Here is a 24,879-nt window from a genome sequence, read left to right as displayed (position 1 = left end):
CGATAGTCGTATTTATGTTTGTTTTGTTTAAATTATAGAGTAGGATAGAATTCTAAATTATAACTAAAGCAATAGCCATAGAGATTAGTAATAAATCACATATTTATAGTAAATCTTTACACTACTTTAACCAATTATTAACAACTGCTCCCGTATACTTAGACATATACATGCAAAGGGAGGATAAAAAATGCAAAACAAGAAGTTTCGCACGCTTTTAGCAGCATTGACGGCGATCGTAATAATAATCGCCAATTTCTTACAACCAACTTCGGTTGCTTATGCCACTGTTTCCACCCCTAAACAAGCAACAAAAACTAAAGAGGAAAAACAGCAAGAATTACCAAATCAAGATAGTGAAACTATGAATAATGATACATTGATTATGCAGCATGTTGCACCTAAAGTGATGCAACGCCTGCAACAGCATTCATTATCAGTAACTGCACCTCACGCAGAGAAAGTAAGCTTGTTTTATCAATCTACAAAGGTTTCTAAACCGATAGAAATTGACATGAAAAAAGAAGACAATGGTGAATACACTGGTGCTATTCCCAAATCAGCAACTTGGTCTGACCATATAACGTATTGGTATGAGGGAAAGTCAGCAACAGACCAAGGAAAAACAGATCCATATACTGTTCCAATACAATCGCAAACTAGTACGAATGTACAAGCACTGCCTAAAATAATGATTACAGAAGTAGGGTTTGGTGAACAACCCTTTATCGAAATTTTCAACCATTCATCACACCCCATTGATGTAAAAGATTATTCATTACAAGTAGAGAACCAAAAAATTTCTTTTGAACAATCTTTATTGATCGCATCAGGAAAAAGTCATATTATTTGGTTTGCTAACGAAGAAGCAGATATGAATACATTTCATAGCTTCTATGAAATGCAACCAAATAAACAACAAGTAACTGCTGTAAATAAAGCGTTACTTCCTTCCACCATCAATAAACTATCATTAATAGAAAACAGTACCAATGAAGTTGTAACAGAAGGTAATGTTCATTTCACAGAGAATATGGCAGGGCAGCTTTTCTATTACACAGACCAAAAAACATGGCGGGGTGGCGGACTTACAACAGAAGCGAGCCCTGGTGAGATTTTTCCTGGCCAAGTTCCAGCTGAAAGAATGGAAGTAAAAGCAGAACAACCCGAAAGCTCTAAAGAAAAAAACACCAATGAAGACATGGTGACGAAAGAAAAGAAAAAGCAAACAAAAGATACAGAATTAGATAACAAGAAAAATGAAAAGAACGTTACAACAGATTCGTTCATCCAACATGAAGCCATATATGATGCGACAGCTACAGATGACCTTACAATTACAGCAACTTTAACCGATGAAGTAACCGAGCTTAACCTTCAGTTCCAGACTGCAAATAAAATGGAAATGGAGGAATTGCCATTCACGAAAGATAAAGATGCCACTACCTATTCCGTTACAGTTCCTAAAGAAAAACTGTGGTCACCAAACTTTTACTACCAAATTGTTGCTCAAACGAAAGATGGTACAAGCATACCCTATCCTGAACAGGAGCCTATACATGTTACGATCAAACAAAGTGATACGGATGATACACAAACAATACCCCCATTGTTAATTACAGAAATTACTCCCGACACGACAAATGTAAATCAAAAAGATGCCTATGAATTCATTGAAATCTATAACAATACAAATCAAACAATTAACATGAATGATTACCAATTATTCTATCAATATCCAGATGATATGCCTGATCAAATATGGGGTATAAGTGATAATAAAGAAATCAAACCCCAGGAAAGCTTTATTGTATGGATTAAAAATGAAGGTAACCAACGTTTAACTTTAGCTGACTTTAATGAACAGTATGGCTTACATATGCCAGAAAGTCATGTAACCGAAATTCACAATGCTGGCATGGCTAATAGCGGAGAACGCACTTTAGTCGTTGCTGATAAATTTAACAACGAAATCGTATCCGCTACGTATAATGATACGGAAAAGGATGATACATCTCCAAACCAAGGAATTGTTTACCGTTATCCGAATCAAGGGACAAGCATGATAAAAACTGGTTTAGGACAAGCGATGACGCCATTGTCTAACCTGCCTGGACAAGTTCCAAAAAAACCTGTTATCGTGGATGGCACTGCGAAAAAGCCTATTTTGGGCAAGCCAGAACTTTCCATGGATGAGAAAGGAATAACCGTTCAAATAGAGGTTAAATCAGAAAAATCAATATCAGGAGCTAGTCTCTCTATCTTGCAAAGTGCTGAAGCAACATATCAAACATGGCCATTGCAAGTTTCTGAGGAAAATCCGAATATCTATTCGGTAACTATTCCACTCGAAGAAATTTGGAGTGACCACATTCAATACTATTTCACCGCTACCAATGAGGCCGGTGAGGCAAAAACAGATGTTCATTCTTATCAGCTACCAACGAAGGAGATCGACTATCAACAAGTTCCACCTCTGTTCATTACAGAAATAACTCCTGATACGACGAATAGCAATAGTGCTGATGCCTATGAATTTATCGAAGTTTATAACAATACTACAGAAGCAATTGACTTTAAAGACTATACGATCCGTTATCGCTATCCGAACACAGACGCAGGTAACGATTTACTTTGGAGTCCAAACGAGAAGGACACAGTGATCATTCCACCGGGAGAAACAATTGTTTTTTGGATCATCAACCACGGCAATAAAGAAAAAACTGCAGCCGATTTCAATGCAAATTATGGGTCCCATCTAACAGAAGGTGAAAATTTGTTTAAAATGTATAACAATGGAATGGCCAACGGGAGTCAACGGTCACTCATCGTTGCTACGAAAACTGGAAAAGAACTTTCTTACTCCACGTATAACGATGTAGTTGATGTTGATGATACAACAGCGGATAAAGGTATTTTCTATCGTTTTCCGACAGATAGCAGCTTGCATACTGCCAAAATAAGTGCAGGTGAATGGGATGCTACACCAGGTGAAGTATTAACAGAACAAGTTCCTAGAAAGAAAGTTATCTTTCCTAAAGATGCGGAAAAACCTGTCATTAAAAATACAACCAAGAAAAAAGAAATTACATCGGAACAGCCTTTTACATTATCTGCCACCATTACCGATAATGCAGACGTCAAAAGCGTATCTGTTCATTATCGTACAGATGGGGGAAAGTTTAGAAAGGTGAATTTAGAGACACAAGCAACTAACCGTTATGAGCATATTATTTATGAGCCAGAGTTAATTGGAAAAGATACATTAGAATATTACTTTACAGCGAGTGATGGAGCAAACAAAACTACTTCTCCTACAAGCACTGTTTCCATTGATAACCCAACACTGCAAGAAGGGCTAAGACTTAATATGCAAGATAATGAATTTATTTCTGGGAAAAAAGTCATAAAAGCTACCGCTGACAATACAGAAATAGAGCCGAGCTTATTTGTTGATCAAAAGCAAGTAACAGATACATTTAAAGCGATGGAATCGGACGCATATTTCGCGTTTGATGTACGTGAGACAAATATTTACTTTAAAAATGGGGTGACTATGGGAGATGAAATACTCCACATTTTTGATGATACACATACAAAATTTACTACGATTACCGTCCCTGTTTCTGCTGATAAACTAAAACAAGGAGAAAACACGATCTCCATTCGAGCAGGTAATAAAGTCGGCCCTTTTGATGCAACATCTCAAGAGAACCGAGATGATTTCACGATTAAAAATATTCGCCTCGTGCTTTCAGATGGGACGACGATTTACGACCCAGCGTACAGTAAACCGAATCAAGATTACTCCATTGGCGATAGCTCAGGCAAAAAGCCTGTCTATGATTTCACTTTCACATTGGATGAAAGGGCATTTGCATCGACAGCTTATGTTTTCGATACAACCAAAGTGGACGATGGAAAGCATGAAATAAAAACGGTTTTAAAGAATGAAAAAGTAACCAAACAGGTGATTACAGATAATACTGCTCCAACGATCACGCCTTCTATAAAAAATGGTGAAACATATAAAGGGGCTTTTACCATTGACGCTAATGCCAAAGATGCAACAAGCAACGTTGAATCTATAACTGCTCAGTTAGATGGAAATTATATATCCTTACCGTATAATACCTCTTCTTCCCTGTTAGAACCTGGGAAACATGAGCTCAGTTTTCAAGCTACGGATACAGCAAATAATCAAACAGAAAAGAAAGTAACATTTTACGTAGACGAAGAACATCCACTGCTACCTAATTGGTTAGGGAATAATTCTGATAGCACAAGTGCCAACTTATCTGTTACCGTACATGACCCAACCAACGATGCCATGGATGTTGATTTTTATCAATCCTACCAGTATACAGCAGATGATCCAAATATGACCATTTCACAAAATGCTGTAGACACAGAACCGCCGCAAAGTTATTTACCAGAGGGCGAAGAAAGATTAACAAAAAAACAGCTGAAGCATTTACAGACAATCGATGGCAATCAAATAGATACGACCTCTGATTACCAATTTCCATATCATCGTTTTGACGTTACGGTTAATGAACAAGTAGATGCAAACGACGAAATAGAAATGGTTTGGAACGGATCTTCATTAGAAGGGCGAAAAGTAACGATGTATGCTTGGAACTATACGACAAACAAGTGGGATGCGCTTGTATCCACTATTGCTGGCACAGATGCGCTTGAACTCATCGGCTCTGTAAAAGGAACAGAGTATATGCAAGACCAAAAAGTTAGTGTTATTGTTCAGGATGAAATTGCCGAGATTGGAGAAAACTTTAGCTTTGTTTGGATGGCGGATACCCAATACTATTCAGAAAGTTATCCACACATTTATGAAAGACAAACAGAATGGATTGCAGATAATAAAGAAGCATTAAATATAGAATATGTCTTTCATTCAGGTGATCTAGTAGATGTTTACGACGATCTAGAACAATGGGATGTAGCTGACCGATCGATGAAAAAATTAGATGAGGCTAATATCCCTTATGGTGTTGTTGCTGGAAACCATGATGTAAACAACAAAAGTCGTGATTACAGCTATTATGGACGTTTCTTTGGCGAAGAGCGTTTTAAAGACAATTATTATTATGGGGACTCTTTCAAAGACAACCGCGGCCACTATGATCTAATGTCTTTGAATGGAATGGATTTTATTATGGTTCATCTTGGCTGGGGGATTGAAGAGGATGGAATTCAATGGTTAAATAAAGTGTTACAAGCACATCCAAACCGTAAAGCTATCCTTAATGTACATGAATATTTATTAGCTACTGGAAGCAGAAGCCCTACTGGCGATCAATTGTTTGAAGAAGTTGTTATTCCAAATGAGAATGTGTTCGCTGTATTATCCGGTCATTACCATAATGCTCAGACATTAATCGATGACATTGATGATGATGGAGATGGGATTACGGATCGGACCGTTTATCAAATGTTAGCAGACTACCAAGGCGGCCAGAAGGCGGACAAGGATATTTACGGATATTGAACTTTAATATGGATACAAATCACATTGATGTAGAGACTTATTCACCATATCTAGATGATTACAACTACTATGACCCAGAAGAATTCCCTGGAAAAGATACATTCTCGTTTGATTTTGATATGTCGGTACAAACGAAGCGAGTGGCTACAGATTACGTAGAAGTAAATGTGTATACAGATGAAAAAATTGGTTCTGTAAAAAATGTCCCTAGTGGTGAAAAAGCAGCGATCGTTTGGGAAGGATTAGATCCAAATAGCGAGTACTTCTGGTATACCGTAGCTTCCGACCAATACGGCGGTAAAACACGATCCGATATTTGGAAGTTTTTAACCATCGATGGGGAAATTATAGTACCTGAAGAACCGGATAATCCTACTTCCCCAACAGTTCCGGAACAGCCCTCTGGAGAAGATAAAACCAATGGTGGAGACATGGACCAAAACGATCAAAACGCCGATGGGAATGCCTTCCATAAAGGAGAAAAAGGCAACGGAAAACCATCCATTCAACAACCAAGCTCGGAGGAGAATCAAGAGGGAAGAAATAAACATCAGTTTGACGATGGGATGCCATCAATTAAAAATACGTCAAAGCCTCATCAAGCAGGGTCCTCCTTACCAAACACAGCAACAAATATGTTTAACGCTCTATTTATTGGAATAACGCTATTACTATTAGGTTCAAGCATATGGCTCATTCATCTTTATCGAAAAAAAGGGCAGGTACTAAACGAATAAGAAGTAAATGGAATCTCCAATCAGTGGGGAGTTTAATCACTCTCCACTGAATAAATTTCAACTTCGTATGCTTGATTAACTTTTTCCATAATCATAACACTTAGTAAAATGGATTTATTGTACACCGAATTGACCATCCTGTTTACAAAACAGTGGCAAAACGATAGAATAGATCAAGTGTGTCTTTATTCTAGATAGATAGAAGTAACAAATGTTGCTTCTTTTTGTTTTTTCTCCATACATTACCTTATACTGCTAGCGGTGGTGTTAAACCTGACTGTTCAAGCTTTTCTTCCCCTTTCATTTCAAGCTCGCCCCCCTGGTTTTTATTAAGATAAGGAGAGATAGATATTGAGTCATCAACCAAAGATTTGGACAAAAGATTTTATTAGTATTTCATTAACACAATTCTTAATTTTCATTTCCTTTTATACACTTTTAACTACATTACCTATTTTTGTTGTGCAAAATTTACATGGAAATGAAGCTGAGGCTGGTCTCGTAGTTACTTCCATGTTAATTGCCGCCATTATTATAAGACCTTTTTCTGCATTACTATTGCAAAAAACAGGCAAAAAGCGAGGACTTATTTTAAGTGTTGTTATGTTTGTCGCTATTACTTTTCTTTACATGTTTATTAAATCTTTTATTCCTCTATTAATCGTTCGTTTCTTACATGGACTAGCATTTGGGGTTGTCACTACAGCAACAGGTGCCATTGCTGCTGATATTATTCCTGCTTCACGCCGTGGGGCTGGATTAGGATATTTTGCTATGGCAATGAATTTGGCTGTTGTTGTTGGGCCATTTATTGGCTTAACCGTACTACAATATACAAGTTTTCAACAGCTATTTCTCCTATTAAGTATTATCATGCTCGTCACAATCATTCATGCTACCATGATACAAATCGACGAAACAGGTGTTAAACCGAATGTTCAGGAAAAACAGAAATGGACGGTACATGATTTTATAGAAACACGTGCGCTTCCTATAGCATTCATTTGTAGTCTAATAGCTTTAGCTTATTCTAGTGTTATGTCCTTTATATCTGTCTATAGTAGTGCATTAGGACTTACATCTACAGCTGGGTACTTCTTTGTTGTTTTTGCAGCTGTCATGATCACCTCTAGACCCTATCTAGGAAGAACCTTTGATGTGAAAGGGCCTAAATATGTGATCATACCATGTTTATTCATTTTTTCACTTGGGCTTATCGCTCTAAGCATAACGCATTCAAGTTGGATGCTGTTAACATCCGCAGCGCTTATTGGCTTAGGATTCGGAACATTATTACCTAGCTTTCAAACAATGGCTGTTCAGGCAGCACCTAAACATAGAAGCGCGCATGCAACGAGTACATTTTTTATTTTATACGATGGTGGAATGGCTCTCGGTTCATTTATTTGGGGTATGCTTATTTCTTATTTCGGATTTGCTAATCTTTACTTACTAAATGCGGTAATTGTTTTAGCAGTCATATTGCTATTTCGTTATTATTTAGGTAAAAGAACCCTATTTATACATCGTAAACGTGAAAGAATTAGCTCGTAAAGATTTAGGGGACAAAAATAGAAACGTTTTGCCCCTTAAGCATGCCCTTTTCAAAAACGCCCATAATCAGCCACCATTTATCTTAGAAACTTTTGTTTTATAATATTTAAATACTTACATACTGTTTAAAACAAATCAATTAGATATTTGCAAATCGAGTTTCTTTCAAGAAAGTATAAAATGAAGGAGATTCAAATTATCATGTGGATACCAGTTAAAAAGTAAAAGGGATAATATATTATAAATCAGATTATCGTGTGAATATAATAGCGTCTGACTGTAAAGAAACCTTTACAATCAGACGCTATTATGTTACTGTTTGTGTAAAGATATCTTTACTTAGATTTGGAGGAGCAATTAATGGGAGTGATTAATTATATTCGGGAAATCCGTCAAAAAAAGGGGATAACTCAAATTAAAATGGCTGAGGATCTACAAGTTACACGTCAAACTATAAATGCAATTGAAAAAAACAAGTATAATCCAAGTCTTGAGTTAGCATTAAAATTAATAGCATATTTTGATATGCCAATAAATGAAATATTTATTTTGGAGGATGATGACAAATGAGTGTAGAGGATAGAAAAAAATGGGGAAAGATCTTAGCAAAGTGGACTCCATACTTTATTATTACTTGTACTTTTATTGGTGCTTTGCTTGGTTCATTTCTTGCTTATTTTTTTCAAGGTGAATTTCCGTATGAAGTGCTTGCAGGTGGTTTCGTAGCAACTATCATTTTGACAGTAATTCAGGTGATTAAACAGAAACGAAAAAGAGATAATTTGCCCGAAGCAGATGAACGAGTCATCCACAATATGTTCCGTTTTTTTGCATACGCATCACATATTTCCTTAGCTATTTTATTAGTGGCTTTAGCAGTTTTCACATTTTTAGAATATGAGTCAATTCCCATTCTTTATCTATGGCTCTTTTTCTTTTCGTATATTTGGATTGTAGGTATAGTTGCTCTTATTATTAAAAGAAGGTAATAGGCTTTAATAAACAACCAAGGTTTCTATTCATTTGATTTTATTTTGATCGCACAAGCCGTCATATCTTTAATAGGAATGATACAAGCATGATGATGAACAGTGCGCTGTCATTTTATTTTTGCTACCACCCCCTTTCAAGGCAGGTACTGGTGCTAAACGTTGCGTTAATGATTTACTATGGAGAATAAAGATTTAGAATACGGGTGCTGCTGCGATTGAATAATTTTTTCTGTTTCTCCTATTTCGACAATTTCTCCTGAATACATTACAGCAATGCGATCGCAAAAATATTGCACAACATGTAAATCATGAGAAATAAATAAATAGGTTAGTTGATATTGATGTTGTAAATCTTTCAGTAGATTTAAAATTTGTGCTTGGACAGAAACATCGAGTGCCGATACGCCTTCATCAATGACAATAAACTGAGGTTTGAGAATAATGGCAGCTGCAATTGCTATCCGTTGTCTTTGTCCACCACTAAGCTCATGAGGATAGCGTGATAAATAAGATTCGTCTAAACCAACGTCATGTAAAGTTTGAACAATTCTCTTATAACGGGTCGCTTTATCTCCCAATTTATGAAGTGCTAGTGGCTCATCTAACGTCCATTGGACGGTTTTCTTCGGATTCAATGATGAAAAAGGGTCTTGAAAAACAATTTGCACTTCTTTTCTCCAAGCTTTTAATTGCTTAGCAGAGAATGATGATACATCCTCCCCCTTAAAATAAATTTCCCCTTCTGTTTGCTGTATTAACTGTACGAGTAATTGACCAGTCGTGGATTTGCCACTACCACTCTCACCTACTAATCCAAATGATTCACCCTCATATAAAGTAAACGATATACCATTAACAGCTTTTATGTACGAAGCTTGTTCCCAAAACTTCCCCCGCCTTTGGTCATAAAATTTTTTTAGGTTTTCTACTTTTATAAGCGGCTGTTTCAATGGTGGTCACCTTCTTTAGCAAATAAATGACAAGCGACCGTTTGCCGTGCAAATGTATATGTATCTGGGAAAACTGCTTCACATTGTTTCATTTTTAACGGACAGCGCTCATAAAATGGACAACCTGTTTTTCTCTCTTGTAAACTTGGTACGTTTCCTGGAATTGTATATAATCGTTGCCCCCGCTTGGATGCATTAGGAATAGCTTGGAGGAGGCTTTTCGTATAAGGATGTTTCGGTTCATTCATAAGCTTATCTACATCGCCTTGTTCGACAATTCTTCCTGCGTACATCACCATCACCCGATCACAAATGCGTCGTATAACGCCCCAATCATGGGAAATAAATAACAAAGCATTGTTGTAATTTTGTTTAATGGATTGAAACAAACTTAATATTTGAGCTTGCGTGGTTACATCTAAAGCGGTTGTCGGTTCATCTGCAATAATCAATTGCGGTTGGCCAATAACTGCCATAGCTATAACAACGCGCTGACGCATTCCTCCTGAAAGCTGGTGCGGATACGCTTTCCATAATGCTTCTGGTCTAGGTAAGCCCACTTTTTTCCATGTTTTCATTACTTGTTGCTTTCTCTCCTTTTTTGAAAGAGATGTATGTCTCTTTAATACTTCAGAAACTTGCTTCCCAATGGTTAACACAGGATTCAGTGAAGTCATTGGTTCTTGGAAAATCATCGTTAATTCATTTCCTCTTAAACGTTGCCAATCTTTATCTAACATTTGATGTAGCTGACGATTCTGAAATATCATGTTTCCACGTGTAATACTCGCATTTTGTGGTAATGTTCCCATAATGGCTTTTGCAGTTAGACTTTTTCCACAACCAGACTCCCCTACAATGCCAACTACTTCATTTGGATTTATTTCAAAAGAAATATCTTGCAAAGCATAAAACTCACCTTCAGGAAGGTGGAAAGTTATATCGAGTTCATGAACTGCTAAGGTAGCTTGATTCACTTTTCCCCTCCTATACCCTTTTATCATGGATGTCACGCATCCCATCACTTAATAAATTAAAACCTAACACAAGCACCGTAATCACTACCCCCACAATGACGACATACCACGGAGCAGTAGCGATATAAGGCTGTGCTTCTTTTAACATTCTTCCCCAGCTTGGATCAGGAGGCTGCACTCCTAAGCCTAAATAACTTAAACCAGATTCCGCTAATACAGAACCTGAAAAGCTTAAACTTGCTGCTACGAATATTGGTGATAACGCATTTGGAAGAATATGCTTCAACATAATATGCAATGCACTTCCACCTTTTGCTATACTCGCCTTTACAAAATCATACGATTTGTACTGAATAAAAGTACTCCGAATAATTCGCGCAAATGCAGGAACACTCATAACCCCAAGTGCAATTACCGTATTTTTTATGCCTGGTTCAAAGACAGCAACTAGCATAATTGCTAATAATATCCCAGGAAAGGCTAGCATAGCATCAATAAAACGCATTAATATCTCATCTATCCAGCCACCAAAGTATCCAGCAAAAGCACCGAATAGGAAGCCAAAAAATAAACCGATGGATACAGCAGTAGTTCCGATGAAAAAGGCGGTCTTGGTTCCTTCCATGACACGACTAAAAATATCTCTGCCAAAATTGTCTGTGCCAAATAAGTGGGTAGCTGACGGTAAGGCAAGCCGATTTGTTGCATCCATCGCGTTAGGGTCATAGGGTGTATAAAACACGCCAATCAACATCATAACAAAAAGCGATCCTACAAAAGTTAAACCAATATATAAGGGGAGTCGATTGCTCCTCATTCAAAGATTACCTCCCTTGCCTTATTCTTGGATCAATAAATTTATATAAAAGATCGACGACAAAATGAATGACTAATACAATAGCAGCTATGTATAGAACCATGGATTGCACCAAAGGAAAGTCTCTTGACGTAATAGATTGAATAAGTAAACTCCCTAGTCCAGGAAGGGCAAAGACATTCTCAATAATAATGCTCCCACCCAACGTATCTGCAGTAATTAAACCAATAATCGTAATGATAGGAATACATGCGTTTCTTAAAACATGCCCATATAGTACAGCTCGCTCAGATAATCCTTTACATGTTGCTGTTCGCACATAATCCATTTTGTTTTGATCTAATATGGTATTTCTTAAATAACGAATGACAACAGCAATATTAGAAATAGCAATAGCTAGCGATGGCAACAAATGCGCCTGAAGCGCTCCAAAGAAATCTTCTGACCACGCTACGTACTCAAATGAGGTTACCCAATTTAACGTCACGGAAAACAATAAAATGAGCATAAACCCAAACCAGAAAGAAGGAATGGAAATGCCTAATTGTGTAAACATCGATAAAAAAACAGCAATTCTCTTCCCATTCATTCTAGCAATTAAAATTCCTAAGGGGATTCCAACAATAACTGTTAACACCATGGAAAATATCGCTATGGATGTCGTCACGGGAATACGTTCGGCAAGCACGTCACTGACAGGTACTTGGTAACGCAAAGATTCCCCTAAGTCCCCTTGAAATATACCGGCCATCCAATCGATGTATCTTACGATTGCTGATTTATCCAGTCCTAATTCCTGCTCTAAATAATGAATTTGTTGTTCATCAGCATCCAACCCAAGGATAATTTGGGCTGGATTACCTGGCAATAACTGAAAAACAAAGAAAATCATGAGGGAAACGATAAATAATGTTAAACCGAACATAGACAATTTATATAAGTAAAACCTCACAACAGTTATCCCCTTTACGTGACAGTTATTCCGTATAATATAAATCTTCTAAATTGAATTTTTGAATCGGATACATTTTCCATCCTTGTAACCCTTTCTTCATCGCAACTGTACGATAAGGATCCATAATAAATACGGAAGCTGCTTTTTCTGTTAGGATTGTTTGAGCTTGTTTATATATATGAGCTAACGCTTTTTCATCCGTAGCCGCAAGTGCCTCCTTGATAAGTGCATCGTATTCCTCATTTTCAAATTGAACAAAGTTATTATTGTAGTCACTTACATACCTTCGTAAAATTTCATAAGGATCTAGCTTTCCAGTAAACCCGATAATAGTACTTTCATATTGCGCTTGATTATAGACTTTTTCCAACCAAGTACTAAATTCAATTCGTTTGATATCTACTTGAATACCCACTTGCCCTAATTGTTCTGTAATAACTTGCGCTGTATCTACATGAAATTGATAATCAGATGGCACCGTCAATTCTAAATTAAACCCATCTTTGTATCCTGCTTCCTTCAATAGCTTTTTCGCTTCATCAAGATGAGGTTGATACGTATCTTCTAATCCTGCCTGGTAATATAATTCCATGGATGGACTAAAATTTGATCCTAGTTTAACACCATCTCCTTCAGCTACCATATCGATAATCATATCTTTATCAATAACTAAGTTAATTGCTTTACGTACACGAAGATCATTTAACGGTTCTACTTGGTTGTTTAAAGCCATTAACTGTACCATGTTTTGTGGGGCAGCTATCGTTTCAATGGTATCGCCTAATTGCTCTTTGCCTTGAGCAGATATACCTGGAATGACATCAATTTCTCCAGATCGCATCGCTAGTATTGCTGATTCTGGATCAGGCATGATTTTAAACTGCACTTCATCCAGTTTCGGTACTTTTTCTTCATCATAGTAGTCTTCGTATTTCACTAAGCGCAGTTCTTGTCCTACTTTATATTCTGCAAATTTAAACGGACCAGCTCCAATAGGTTTTTCGCTATGATTATCATAATCAGCAGGTAAAATCGGTCGAATATTTGCTGCTAGAAAAGCCGAATTTGTTTCTTTTAATGTAATGACGACTTCAAAATCAGAGGGAGTCTCCACCTTTTCAATTACTTCAAATTGGGATGAAATTGGCTCGTCGCCGCTTAACCCTGCTAACTTTTCATAAGAATATTTCACATCTTCTGCAGTTAATTCAGATCCATCGTGAAACATAACATTTTCCTTTAATTTAAATGTATATACGCGCCCATTTTCGGAAATATCGTACGATTCTGCGATAGCAGGCACCAGTTCACCAGACTCATCTGTGTCTAATAAACCATCATATACATTGTCCATCATCGACATCGTATCTGTTGCAGCAGATTGATACGGATCTAAATGATCCACTTCCGTACTCATTGCTATACGAACCGTACCGCCTGCTTTATTTTCCTTGGCGTTTACTTCTTGCTCATCCGTTGGAGTAGAATTTGCATTGGAACAAGCTATAAGAGCAAGTGAAACAGCACATAATAACAAAAAAGCTTTGAAATTACTTTTTTTCATATCAAATCCTCCGTTATATAGTGATGGTAAAACCTTCCTTTGCAAGATGAACAACTTGATCTGTTTTTGACGTCACTTCCTCTTTTAGTTGTTGAATATTACCATAGTGCGGGAAATGCGTAAGAATAATGGTAGCTACGTTTGCTTTTTTAGCAATGTCAGCTACTTCATAGCTCGCTAAATGCCCTTTTACTAATCCTTGTTGTTCAGCATAAAAACTACATTCAATCAATAATGTATCCACATTTTGAGCAAACTGAATGAGTTTTTCTGTATAACCTGTGTCTGCAGAATATACGAAGGCATGTCCTTGCTGATTCATTACCTTCATAGCACAGCACGGAACCTCATGAACATTTTCTGAAAAAGTAAGCTGTAGTGAACCTATAACCACCGATTCAGTTAGGTGAATTGGATGGACACGTAATACATGAGGAAATTCAAACGATAGATCACTCCTATTTTCTGCGTATATATAAACATCTAACGGCTCTTTTCTTTTCCCTAGTTGTTGTAAAATAAGCATGGCATATTCCAAACTGTAAATATCCGCCATATGATCGGTATGAATATGACTTATAAAAACGGCATCTAAATCCTGTAACTCCATTACATTTTGCAACTTAGAAAGAGCGCCACTGCCACAATCTAGTAAAATTTTTGTTTGTTCCTCCTCAACGTAATAACATGAAGTCGCTTCGTTCACGTTTGGATAGGCGCCCCAATATCCGACTGTATGTAATTTCATTTTCATCCACTCCTATCAAGATTCGCTTTTTTCTAGAAAGTCTGGATAACTCTTTTCAATTTGCTTTATATTTTCTTTCACACGCTCCCCTCCAATATGGGAAAGTTCATTTACAATTGCCTGACATATAGATAAGGCGGCTGTATACGAATCTAAAAAGCCTTTTGACTTTGTTTTCGCAAGCAAAGTTATATCCGCATGTTTACAAGCAGGGCATAAAGGCGAGTCCGTCAAAATAATTGTTTGAACATGTTTCTCTTTTGCCTTTTTTATAATTTGTACTGTTTTATGATCATAACGCGGAAATACACTTCCGATAAGGACGTCTGTTTTTTTAAAATGTGCACTATATTCAGCGAGTTCTCCTTGGGGAATTAACGTCGTATTTCCAAGCATATAAGAAAAAACAAATCGCATATAAGTAGTTATCGATAATCCCAATCGCCAACCAGCTATCCATATATGATTAGCATGCAGCAGTGTGTTAGCTACGTCTTGAATGTCGCGCTCCTTTATTGCTTTACTTGTACGAACAATATTGTCTGCTTCTTGCAAGAAATGTTTTTCTAACCAAGAATCTGGTTTTTCAGCAGTTGTAGTAATTAAATTATTCAGCGCTCGTTGGTTCTTACGCAATGTTGTATGTATGTCCTGTTTTAGTTCAACAAAACTAAAATATCCTAGTGTCTTAGCAAATCGATGAACGGTAGCTTCACTTACGTCTGACAAAGAAGCAATTCTTTGTGCTGATAAGACAACAACTTCTTCCATATTTTCTACTATGTAACGAGCGACTTTTCGTTGTGCTTCGCTTAATTGTTCATATTTTTCGTTTATTAACTTATTCAAACATGCTCTCTCCTTTAGGGAAAACTTGGCTTGTTAACAAGGTCTTTAAGACGAAAACGACCGTTTATCGTATCATACTTTTCTCCAGTGCAAAGCCTTACGCAAGAGAGTGTGCCAATGTTATCCCATTTAGACTTACTCAGCATACATCTTTCATGTTTTTAAAAACTTAAAAACACTTTTTTCGAAGCAGACTTTTATTCTAAAGTGCAAGAAATAGATGGGTGATTCCTTTCACATATAGTTTGGTTACCGCTGCTTATTAAATACGGCGTATCCCGCTATTATTCCTCCTGGTAAAACCTTTTTTGCACATATCTTTATCCATCCAACGGATACAACCTTCTACAACTTTTTTGAATAGTATAACACATAACATTTATATTGTGGGTAAAAGGCGGAAAGGTATCATAGCATCATTTTTCGGAGCATTTCCTTCACAGCGATTAGGATAAAGAAGCAATGCTTCAAATTATTTTGTTGCTTTTTATTTCCTTGGAATACTGATAAAATCTAGCTAGAGAGGAGTTCTTGAAAATGGGAAAATGGTTAAAAGAAAGCAGCTTAATTATTATCGGATCATTTATATTTGCGTTTGGAGTTAATTATTTTGCAATTCCCAATAACCTGTCTGAAGGGGGAATCATTGGGATATCGATTGTAACTTATTATATATTTGGATGGTCCACAGGAATTGTAAATTTTGCTATTAATGCTGTTTTACTAGTTATCGGTTATCGATATTTTAGTAAACGGGTCATGATATATACCATTATATCTATCGTCTTTTCGTCCCTATTTTTGCATGTAACTGAAAACATCGGTAAAGCTGGAAACGGTGATACATTGTTAGCCGCTTTATTTGCTGGCTTAACTGTCGGAATTGGGTTAGGTCTCATTTTTAAAACTGGAGGTACATCAGGTGGGACAGCTATTATCGTTCGTTTACTTCATCAATATATCGGCTGGAGCTTTGGAAAGGGCATGCTCCTTACAGATATTGCTGTAATCGGGGTTTCTGCGTTCGTCATCGGTCAAGAAAAAGCCATGTATACGTTAATCTCTGTTTACGTTGGTGCCAAAGCAATTGATATTATCGTAGAAGGTGCAAATGAACGCACGGCCGTACTCATTATATCAAAATACCCTGAAGAAGTTCTCGAACAAGTAACGAATAATATGTCTCGTGGAATTACTGTTTTAGAAGGTAAAGGTGGTTATACAAAACAGAACAAAGAAATTCTTTACATCGTCATAAATAAACAGGAAATTGTTCACTTGAAGCGCATTATTGAAAAAATAGATGAAGATGCTTATATAACCGTTCATAGTGTACAGGAAATAAATCGTAGAGGCTATAAAGGAAGGTAATACAAATTGAAGATGAAGGAAAATGAAGATGTTTAGCAGATCGCTCAATGCGAGTCATGATAGTATTTTATTGTACACAACCATTCGATAAGCTTGAAAAAAGCTTATTGAATGATTGTTAGAATAAGGTTGAATCACCTTTTGCTTTTCCGTTCAGCGCCATTATGAACTAGAGGCGGAACAGGAATGAGATTGCTCCGAAAGTGAAAGATACAATGGAAGGCGCCTACTTGGATTTTTTGTATCGTTTTTGTCAAAGACCGACTATAATTTTACTCGTTCTTTATATTTTTCAACTAAGCGTTGGTTATGTTCATCAGAACCCTCTATATTGCCGCTTAAAAATACAGGCGGTTCAAATCCTTGCTCTGCCATCGTTTCAATCGCTTTAGCTAATATAGCATTCAGTATCGTTGCTCCAATAACGGTTGAACTTGGTGCAAAAGGTACAGTTACTTTTTCATGAGATAGTAGTGCATCGCCAGCAGGTGCGTGATTATCGATGATGATATCAACGACATCATAAAGATGTTTCCCGCTAATGTGACGTGAGGCTTGACTAGATGAATAAGCAATGGAAGTAATGCCTATTACGTAAGCACCTTGCTGTTTTGCATAGTTAGCCACATCTACGGGTACTGGATTTCTTCCTGAAGTAGAAATGACAAATATGACATCTCCTGCTGTAATTCCTTGATCAGAAATAAAGTTTTTCGCATAATCGTTCTCTCTTTCTAAAGAGGAAGAACGCACAGCTCCCTCATGGAGCATTAAAGGTTCATGAAGAATAGGATGGATGGGCACAAGTCCACCAGCACGATAATACACTTCTTCTGTTAAAATATGCGAATGACCGCAACCAAACAAGTGAATAACCCCGTCAGCTTGAATCGTTTGAGCTACTTTGTTTGCTGCTTTTTCCATTGTTTCTGTTTCCTTTTGTTCTACAGTAGTCAGTAATCCGTGAATCTTTTCAAAATATGCTTGAATCAAAACAACTACCTCCTCTTTTAACATGTAAATCATTCCATTAATTTCAAAAAATGCAAAAATAAAACTTATCGTCTTTTCTGGCAGTGATTCCTTAACATGTCAACCATATTGCGAATCGCAATCTCGATAATATGTTCACCTTTTTCTTTTGTTGCCAATGTCGCATCTCCTAAAACAGCTGATCTTGTAAATGCTTCCCAAGGAGTTGGTGTGACATCTGCATCTTCAGGTATATTCGGAATATCTTTTATCGCTTTTTTCATATCCACATATTCTGGCGCTAAGTAAAGCATGTAAGATGTTTCAATTTCACAGGCATGAAAGTATGTGGCATGAGCAGAGTCTGTTTCTCGAACTTCCTTTGCCGCTTGCTTCATTCCCGGATAAAAGAAGTAAAAAACTTTCATATCAGGACATGATGTAAATAGAACACGAGCAGCGTCTTTTAATGCAGGCTGATTTCCTAAATGACCATTCACCATAACAAACGTACGGAACCCTTGGTTGTATAAACTTTCACCAATATCCACTACGATGGAAATAAGCGATTCGTTCGAAACGTTAATACTTCCTGGAAAATTTCGCAAGCTCCATACTTGTCCATATGGTAAAGTAGGTAAAACAAACGCTTCTACTTGCTCAGCTACGTTTTTAGCGACACGTTCAGCTAAAAGATTATCTGTTCCCAATGGCAAGTGTGGGCCGTGTGCTTCAACAGCTCCTACTGGTAAGATGGCAATACTTGATGCTGTGACCTTATCTTTTATTTCATATGAATTTTCGTATTGAAACTCCATAGTTGCACCTTCCATCACATATTTAATTTTCCACATAATTGTTAAGGGTAATTACTTTTTAAATGCAAAGCATCTCGCTGGGTTATTTACAAAGAAATTGGTGACTAAATCTTCTCCTAAAAACCCAGCTTGGTCCGCTTCTTCTATAAAGCGAGGTACCCATTTTCCTAAAATATTCTCTAAACCTAGCCCATAATCGTAATGCTTGTAATACGTTTTTCTAGCTGTATCGCCACTAACTAAAATTTGCTTTTCATAGCCTTTTTTCACTAATTCAAAAATACATTGAATGCGTGTGCTCTCTGGAGCATATTTTATTTTAGATATACCGTCAAAAGATAAGAATGCGCCTGTTCTTGCTACTTGTTCATGATAAAAAGGATCTGGATTTCGATCCATATGGCCAAAACTCACATATTCTAATGGAACATGCTCTGATTTTAAAATTTCAATTTGCTCTAGTGCCATCGTACCTGCTTCTGTATGTGAATGAACGGGAGCTTTTGTTTCATGATGTGCTCTAGCTACTGCACGAATCGTTTTCTCTTCTAAAGGAGTAATTCGATTATAGCCCGTCCCAAATTTCACCTGCCCACCGCAAATGTTCGTCCCTTCTAAACCTTCTTCTACTTCGCGAATAACGAAATCTGCCAACTCATTAATACTTTTTGCTTCAATCCACTCATGAAATGTTGAATAATTGCCGGTTACAGATTTCAAATGTTCAGGGATGCTTGCTACCCATAAAAAACTTTTATTAAACCCTGCTGTACCTACAATGGTAACTCCTGTCTCTTCTGAAATCTCCTTGACCGCCTGTACATCTCTACCATAATCAATTGCTGTAGCATCTACGATCGCTTCACCACCAAGGCGACTGAAATCTAACACATCCAGTTTGGACTTCTCTTTATCATCAAGCAATAAATCATCTGCTTCTTGCTCGACCCAATATGGCGGACGACAAACGATATGCTCATGAGAGTATGTAACTCCTAGTGTTTTAGGATCAATATCACCATGAAATGTACGAATAAAACTCATTACGCATCAGCTCCTTAGAAAAACTTGGCTTGTCGCCAAATCTTATGACGCAAGTTGTAGTTTTTCTTATACTATAAACCTTTAAACTTTTATACTTTCGTATCGTGTTAGAAAAACTGGGCTATCGTCAAAGTCTTTATGACGATAGCCGTCATTTTACTTAGTTAAAGATAATACATAGCTCAACTTTAGAGCATGCAGTTGATGATATGCTCCATCCTCTCTACTTGAAACCAATCATAAGTGTCGTTTTCTTTATTTAGAAAAATAATTGGGATAAGAAACGTACAATTGGTCCTAAGATGAACATGTCTGAATCCGCTGCCCACATCGCTGTATCAGGAATGGTATCGGATAGAAGCATTTTCACCATAATAAATTGCCCCCATGCTACAACAGTTGAAGTAATAAATCCTGCCATTAATGCACCACGTACTCCTCCAGTCGCATTTCCAAATACACCCGCTGTTGCTGAATGGAAAAATAATACGATCATCGTTGGAACAAAAACGTAGCCGACAGTATTTCCTAAAACGACAAGCCAAATTAGCGCACCTACAAAGGATCCTAAGAACCCTAAAATAACAGCATTTGGTGCATATGGGAAGACGACTGGACTGTCTAGAGCTGGCTTTGCACCAGGTACAATCTTTGTCGCTATTCCTTTAAATGCTGGAACCATTTCACCAATAAACATTCGTACACCTAGCAAAACAACTGCAATACCCGCTGCAAATGTGAAGGATTGAATAATCGAGTAAATAATAAAGTTTTTATCACCTGCAGCTGCCACTAACTCTTGAGCACCGGGAGTATCTTTAAACGATATAATGATGGCTCCAACTAAAAATAATAATCCCATGGTCAATGCAGTTATAACGTTTGAGTCCCTTAAGAATTCCAATCCTTTAGGAAGTTTTATTTTTTCTGAATCATTTTCTTTGTTCCCCATCACTTTACCAGCTAAAGCTCCTAATAAAGCAACAGAAGCAGAAGTGTGTCCGAGGGCAATATTATCATTACCGGTAATTTTTCTCATAAATGGTTGTGTTAAAGCTGGTTGAATAGTCCAATATAACCCCATAAATATACTTAAGAATATAACGAGCTTTGAAAATGAAACATCGCCAGCAGCTTGAACGATTACACCTGCAAAAATGGTGGTTGTCCAAAACATCATATGCCCGGTTAAATAAATATATTTTAATTTGGTAAATCGAGCTAAAAGGACGTTAATGACAAACCCCAGCGTCATTGCTAACGTAACAGCACTTCCATACTTTGCGTTAAACCCTTCCTGCCCCATAAAATCACCAAGAGGCTCCGCCGATAAATTAAAAACTTCTTTCCATAACGGCTCAAATACGGTTAATGCGTTTACAATAACGCCAGCACCTGCACTAATTATTAAAAACCCTATAATCGCTTTAAATGTACCGCTGACCGTTTGACTTGCTGATTTTTTTTGCAACAGTAATCCTAAAAGAACGATAAAACCTAATAATATGGCGGCTTCTCCAAACACATTCGTGGCAATCCAAAAAATAATATCCATTACTTTTTCCTCCTATTTTTTATAGAAACCTCTTAAAGATTAAGAGGCTTCCATATTTTCTTTGATCGCTTCATTAATTTCATCCATATCAAAATAGTTATTAACAATAACAATCTTTGCCTTATGCCCTTGCAAACTTTCAGCTAATTCATTACTTGTAATGATATAGTCAGCATCCATACTAGAAGCTGTTGATACGTCCATATGCTCTACATCTGCACGTATTCCAATATCTGTTAAAGCCTGCTCCACATTCATTTTTAAGATTAAACTTGTTCCCTGTCCTAAACCACAAACTGTTAATACTTTCATCTTGTCATCTCTCCATTTCTAATTGTTTTTTGAACTTCATCTATTGTTGTTGCTTGAAGCAATTGCTCAATATTTTGTGGATCATTTAATAATGTTGTTAGTTTTCGTAGCAGCGTTAAATGCTCTGCACTTGATGAAGCACCTAGCCCAAATACTAAACGTACAGGGTCATTAATCGCATGTCCAAAGGATATAGCTTCTTTTAATTGTACTAATGAAACAGCTGCTTCATTTACTCCATCTTCTGGCCGTGCATGCGGAATTGCAATTTGAGGCGCTAAGACAAAATAGGGCCCATTCTTGTTATAAGCTTGCTTCATAGCTTCTACATAAGATGGTTCAACCAACCCATCTTTCAATAATAATTGGCCTGCTTTCATAATTGCATCTTCTGGGCTTTTTACTTCTACATCTAGCTGTATAATAGTTTTTTCTAAAAATTTCATAATATGCAAACACCTATCTTTCTTTCTGCTATTCCAATATGCTTTGCGAATACTGTTTAATTAATTCATATATAGTAAACGTATCCTTAGCCTCCATTACGAGCTGTTTATTATTTTTTTCAGAAAACAACTTCGTTAACTGTGCTAACGCTTTTAAATGTTGTTCGTTATCTTTAGAAGCTAAGACAACGATAATTGAAACTTCTTTGCCTAATAAATTTACCGGTTGTTTCAAACAAAGCATACTTAACCCCGTTTGAAATACATTTTTTGATGGACCAGCATGAGGCAAAGCAAATTGGTCAGAAATAACAATGTAAGGACCATTTTTATCAACGGCTTGCAGCATGTCATCTATATAACGTTGATTAATAAACCCTTCCTTTACTAAAGGTTGAGCTGCACAAGTAATTGCTTGTTGCCATGTAGAAACACTAGTTTGCAATTGAACATGATGAATAGGCAATAATTGTTGTAAACTTTGCTTTTGATGATTCCTCTGTTCAGGAGTATACAAAAATCTCCTTAATTCTTTTCGCAGCTCATCTTCTTTCTGAATAGTAGCATAGCGATGAACGATGTCTAAAAGCGTTTCCACAGAATATTCTTGTCGAGCATTGATGGAAAATAAACTATTTACGTTTTTCAACAACTGTTCTTTCTCATCATTGCTTAATACAGGGCTAACAACAAACACAGGTACACCTCGATCTGGAAGACCTATGGTTGAAACAATAAAATCAACAGCCAAATTCATTTGTTGGTATTCTCTTAATGACGTTACACCTTGAAATTCCACATTCGAAAACAGTGATAATAATTGACTCTCTAGTAATTTGGAGGTTCCTAAACCATTCGTACAAACGATTAATAAACGCTTAGGTTTATCTTCAAGAACAACCCCTTCCCTTCGAAGCCATCCGCCAAAATGAGTAGCAATAAAAGCGATCTCATTGTCATCTACTACTTTTTCAATAAGCTCTTCAAAATGTTTCATCACTTGCTTTGTAATTTGAAAAACTTCTGGATATGTCTGTTTAACCGAATCCAGCAATGTATTTTCTAATTTAATTCCATACATAATTCGATAATATGCAGGTTTTAGATGAAGGAGCAAATTATCCATAATCTGTTTCGGTTCATCAAATTCCACTGCCGCATATAGTTGAAAATCATTGACCATTTTTTCAACTACATCTATTAATGACTTCATAACACTATCTTCTTTATTTGGCGTCAAATCATAATTCACTTTCGCACTGAGTAAATATTTAGCGAAATAATAACTCTCTTGTTTCTTATCTGTATCATCTATGTCGTTTGCTAATAATTCTTGACATAGCGTTTGTACACCTACGTAAACATCCGTTGTCTCAATAATTTCCTTCTCGATCGGATCTATTTGTACAATAGCCTCTTGTTCCATTCGCTTTATAAAACAATGAAACCAGAGGACTAAACTGTTTAGCACGTCATCAATAATTTCAATTTTAAATCGTTGCTCATATTTAATGAGGTGATGATGAATATGCTGCAGGATTTTCACATTAAATATAGTGTACGTTGGTGGCAGGTCTTTTTCATGTGTATGTGGATAATGTAATAGGCTGTACCAATTGTCCATTGGAGTAACAACAGAAAGATATTGAGTAATTGTTTTTCTAATATCTATTTCTTCTCCCATAATATGGTATCATTGTCTTCGGTTAGTATGCATTTGTAATTGCTCAAGTTGAATTTCGTTTTTTAATGCCTTTATATCTTCTAATACTGTATTTCTACTTACTTGAAAAAGGTTTTGAAAATCTTCAAGAAAATAAGTTTTAGAACTGCATGTAATATGCAAATATATCCATGCTTTGCGTTCTTCTTTTGTATACTCATAATATTGAGCCTGAACGAGCGAATCCGTTTGGCTTAGAGCTTCTTTTGTACTTGCCTCTAGATAAAAGCCCTCTGCTCTCACTTGTTTCACGATCTCCAACTTTTGCTTTTTAAGCCAATCATTGATTTTTCCTATATCGTTATAAATCGTTCTTCTTGAAACGTGAAATGCTTTCGCCAGCTGTTCACTTGAAAGATATCCTTCTTGTTCAACTAACATATTCAGTACTGCCATACTACGTTGGTTCATGAATTTACCACCTGCCATTTTATGAATTAGTAGTATGTCTTAACTTTATTATAAGCGAACATTTCTATTCCCATAAGACCAAAAATATCACAGGGGTTTGTGCAATAAATGGGCGGAGGTCAATTTAGTTTTCAAATGAAGGGAAAGATGAAGGCTTGCCGAAGGGCGCCGGGCATACTCCTGTTGCAGGAGCATGATTCCTAAAAACTTTAGTTGATTCGCTCCGCTCGCTACGTTTATCTTTTAAAAAAGGCGAGGCTTTTTTAAGTGCGTCAATAACCGATTTAATTTCCTTTTATCACCATAAATAAAATAATGCATCTTAAAACGAGCAATCTCATATAGAAAAAGGAGCTGTCAGCAAATGCATAATATGCATTTTGCGACAGCCCCTTTTTTTTCGTAAATCGGGACATCAAAGATGTACATACTGTAACCATTTAATAACGCACCCGCATATTCAGTGAGTCTTTTAGGCTGAGTCCGGCAACAAAGGCTTTAAGTCGCGGAGCAAACCACCATTTCACACACTGGTGATTTTAATTATTTTCAGTTGCTAAAGCGATCTGATCAAA

General features: G+C 36.7%; 21 protein-coding genes. 6 read left to right on the top strand and 15 right to left on the bottom strand.

Going from position 1 to position 24,879, the window contains the following annotated elements; genetic code table 11:
- Positions 1-190: 190 nt before the first annotated feature.
- The 5 genes from BUB45_RS04665 (at position 191) to BUB45_RS04645 (ending at position 8,789) form a co-directional block, all read left to right on the top strand.
- Positions 191-5,509 (top strand): lamin tail domain-containing protein, encoded by a 5,319-nt coding sequence (locus tag BUB45_RS04665; protein ID WP_073005819.1) that lies wholly within the window; start codon positions 191-193, stop codon positions 5,507-5,509.
- A gap of 8 nt (positions 5,510-5,517) precedes the next feature.
- A complete protein-coding gene (locus tag BUB45_RS04660) occupies positions 5,518-6,246 on the top strand; it encodes an LPXTG cell wall anchor domain-containing protein (RefSeq protein WP_139300091.1) in 729 nt (242 codons plus the stop codon).
- A 351-nt stretch (positions 6,247-6,597) separates the two neighbouring features.
- Complete coding sequence (locus tag BUB45_RS04655; protein WP_084723536.1) at positions 6,598-7,800, top strand: MFS transporter; 1,203 nt, start codon at positions 6,598-6,600, stop codon at positions 7,798-7,800.
- A 360-nt stretch (positions 7,801-8,160) separates the two neighbouring features.
- Positions 8,161-8,370, top strand: a complete 210-nt coding sequence (locus BUB45_RS04650) for a helix-turn-helix transcriptional regulator (RefSeq protein ID WP_073005814.1) — start codon at positions 8,161-8,163, stop codon at positions 8,368-8,370.
- Entirely contained in the window at positions 8,367-8,789 is a 423-nt protein-coding gene (locus BUB45_RS04645; RefSeq protein ID WP_084723535.1) for a hypothetical protein, read from the top strand. The genes BUB45_RS04650 and BUB45_RS04645 overlap by 4 nt, the downstream gene beginning before the upstream one ends.
- A 167-nt stretch (positions 8,790-8,956) precedes the next feature.
- Here the strand turns inward: BUB45_RS04645 and BUB45_RS04640 are convergent, their stop codons facing one another.
- The 7 genes from BUB45_RS04640 to BUB45_RS04610 are packed head-to-tail and all read right to left on the bottom strand — an operon-like array spanning position 8,957 to position 15,652.
- Complete coding sequence (locus tag BUB45_RS04640) at positions 8,957-9,742, bottom strand: ATP-binding cassette domain-containing protein (RefSeq protein WP_073005812.1); 786 nt, start codon at positions 9,740-9,742, stop codon at positions 8,957-8,959.
- Positions 9,739-10,719: an ABC transporter ATP-binding protein gene (locus BUB45_RS04635; protein ID WP_073005811.1), complete on the bottom strand. Its 981-nt coding sequence runs from the start codon at positions 10,717-10,719 to the stop codon at positions 9,739-9,741. The genes BUB45_RS04640 and BUB45_RS04635 overlap by 4 nt, the downstream gene beginning before the upstream one ends.
- Before the next feature lie 10 nt (positions 10,720-10,729).
- Complete coding sequence (locus BUB45_RS04630; protein WP_073005809.1) at positions 10,730-11,536, bottom strand: ABC transporter permease; 807 nt, start codon at positions 11,534-11,536, stop codon at positions 10,730-10,732.
- 7 nt (positions 11,537-11,543) lie between these two features.
- Positions 11,544-12,488, bottom strand: coding sequence for an ABC transporter permease (locus BUB45_RS04625; RefSeq protein ID WP_170861708.1), 945 nt, complete (start codon positions 12,486-12,488; stop codon positions 11,544-11,546).
- Positions 12,489-12,513: 25 nt separating this feature from the next.
- Positions 12,514-14,055, bottom strand: a complete 1,542-nt coding sequence (locus BUB45_RS04620) for an ABC transporter substrate-binding protein (protein WP_073005807.1) — start codon at positions 14,053-14,055, stop codon at positions 12,514-12,516.
- A 13-nt stretch (positions 14,056-14,068) separates the two neighbouring features.
- The gene (locus BUB45_RS04615; RefSeq protein ID WP_073005805.1) at positions 14,069-14,803 is read right to left on the bottom strand and encodes an MBL fold metallo-hydrolase; all 735 of its coding nucleotides are present in this window, start codon (positions 14,801-14,803) and stop codon (positions 14,069-14,071) included.
- 15 nt (positions 14,804-14,818) lie between these two features.
- Complete coding sequence (locus tag BUB45_RS04610) at positions 14,819-15,652, bottom strand: MurR/RpiR family transcriptional regulator (protein WP_073005803.1); 834 nt, start codon at positions 15,650-15,652, stop codon at positions 14,819-14,821.
- A 537-nt stretch (positions 15,653-16,189) separates the two neighbouring features.
- Between BUB45_RS04610 and BUB45_RS04605 the strand changes: the two genes are divergently transcribed.
- Positions 16,190-17,023 carry a YitT family protein gene (locus BUB45_RS04605; RefSeq protein WP_073005802.1) on the top strand — a complete coding sequence of 278 codons (834 nt, stop codon included), beginning with the start codon at positions 16,190-16,192 and terminating at the stop codon, positions 17,021-17,023.
- A gap of 264 nt (positions 17,024-17,287) precedes the next feature.
- On the opposite strand, the gene BUB45_RS04600 is transcribed toward BUB45_RS04605, so the two are convergent.
- The 8 genes from BUB45_RS04600 to BUB45_RS04565 all read right to left on the bottom strand — a co-directional run bounded on the left by BUB45_RS04600 (position 17,288) and on the right by BUB45_RS04565 (position 24,304).
- Positions 17,288-18,016 (bottom strand): SIS domain-containing protein, encoded by a 729-nt coding sequence (locus BUB45_RS04600; protein WP_073005800.1) that lies wholly within the window; start codon positions 18,014-18,016, stop codon positions 17,288-17,290.
- A 65-nt stretch (positions 18,017-18,081) separates the two neighbouring features.
- On the bottom strand, positions 18,082-18,813 hold the full coding sequence (locus BUB45_RS04595) for a creatininase family protein (RefSeq protein ID WP_073005799.1): 732 nt from the start codon (positions 18,811-18,813) through the stop codon (positions 18,082-18,084).
- Between the two features lie 51 nt (positions 18,814-18,864).
- On the bottom strand, positions 18,865-19,857 hold the full coding sequence (locus BUB45_RS04590) for a phosphotriesterase family protein (RefSeq protein WP_073005797.1): 993 nt from the start codon (positions 19,855-19,857) through the stop codon (positions 18,865-18,867).
- 259 nt (positions 19,858-20,116) lie between these two features.
- Positions 20,117-21,412 (bottom strand): PTS ascorbate transporter subunit IIC, encoded by a 1,296-nt coding sequence (locus tag BUB45_RS04585; protein WP_073005795.1) that lies wholly within the window; start codon positions 21,410-21,412, stop codon positions 20,117-20,119.
- Between the two features lie 39 nt (positions 21,413-21,451).
- Entirely contained in the window at positions 21,452-21,724 is a 273-nt protein-coding gene (locus tag BUB45_RS04580) for a PTS sugar transporter subunit IIB (RefSeq protein WP_073005794.1), read from the bottom strand.
- On the bottom strand, positions 21,721-22,170 hold the full coding sequence (locus BUB45_RS04575; protein ID WP_073005792.1) for a PTS sugar transporter subunit IIA: 450 nt from the start codon (positions 22,168-22,170) through the stop codon (positions 21,721-21,723). Before BUB45_RS04575 ends, BUB45_RS04580 begins: the two co-directional genes overlap by 4 nt.
- Before the next feature lie 28 nt (positions 22,171-22,198).
- The gene (locus BUB45_RS04570; RefSeq protein ID WP_073005790.1) at positions 22,199-23,854 is read right to left on the bottom strand and encodes a BglG family transcription antiterminator; all 1,656 of its coding nucleotides are present in this window, start codon (positions 23,852-23,854) and stop codon (positions 22,199-22,201) included.
- Between the two features lie 9 nt (positions 23,855-23,863).
- Positions 23,864-24,304, bottom strand: a complete 441-nt coding sequence (locus BUB45_RS04565) for an HTH domain-containing protein (protein WP_073005788.1) — start codon at positions 24,302-24,304, stop codon at positions 23,864-23,866.
- Between the last annotated feature and the right edge of the window lie 575 nt (positions 24,305-24,879).

The organism is Virgibacillus chiguensis, assembly GCF_900129865.1.
In the GTDB taxonomy this organism is placed as follows: domain Bacteria; phylum Bacillota; class Bacilli; order Bacillales; family Amphibacillaceae; genus Virgibacillus; species Virgibacillus chiguensis.
Note: the sequence above shows the minus strand (reverse complement) of the source record. Positions and strands in the feature narration are given on the sequence as shown.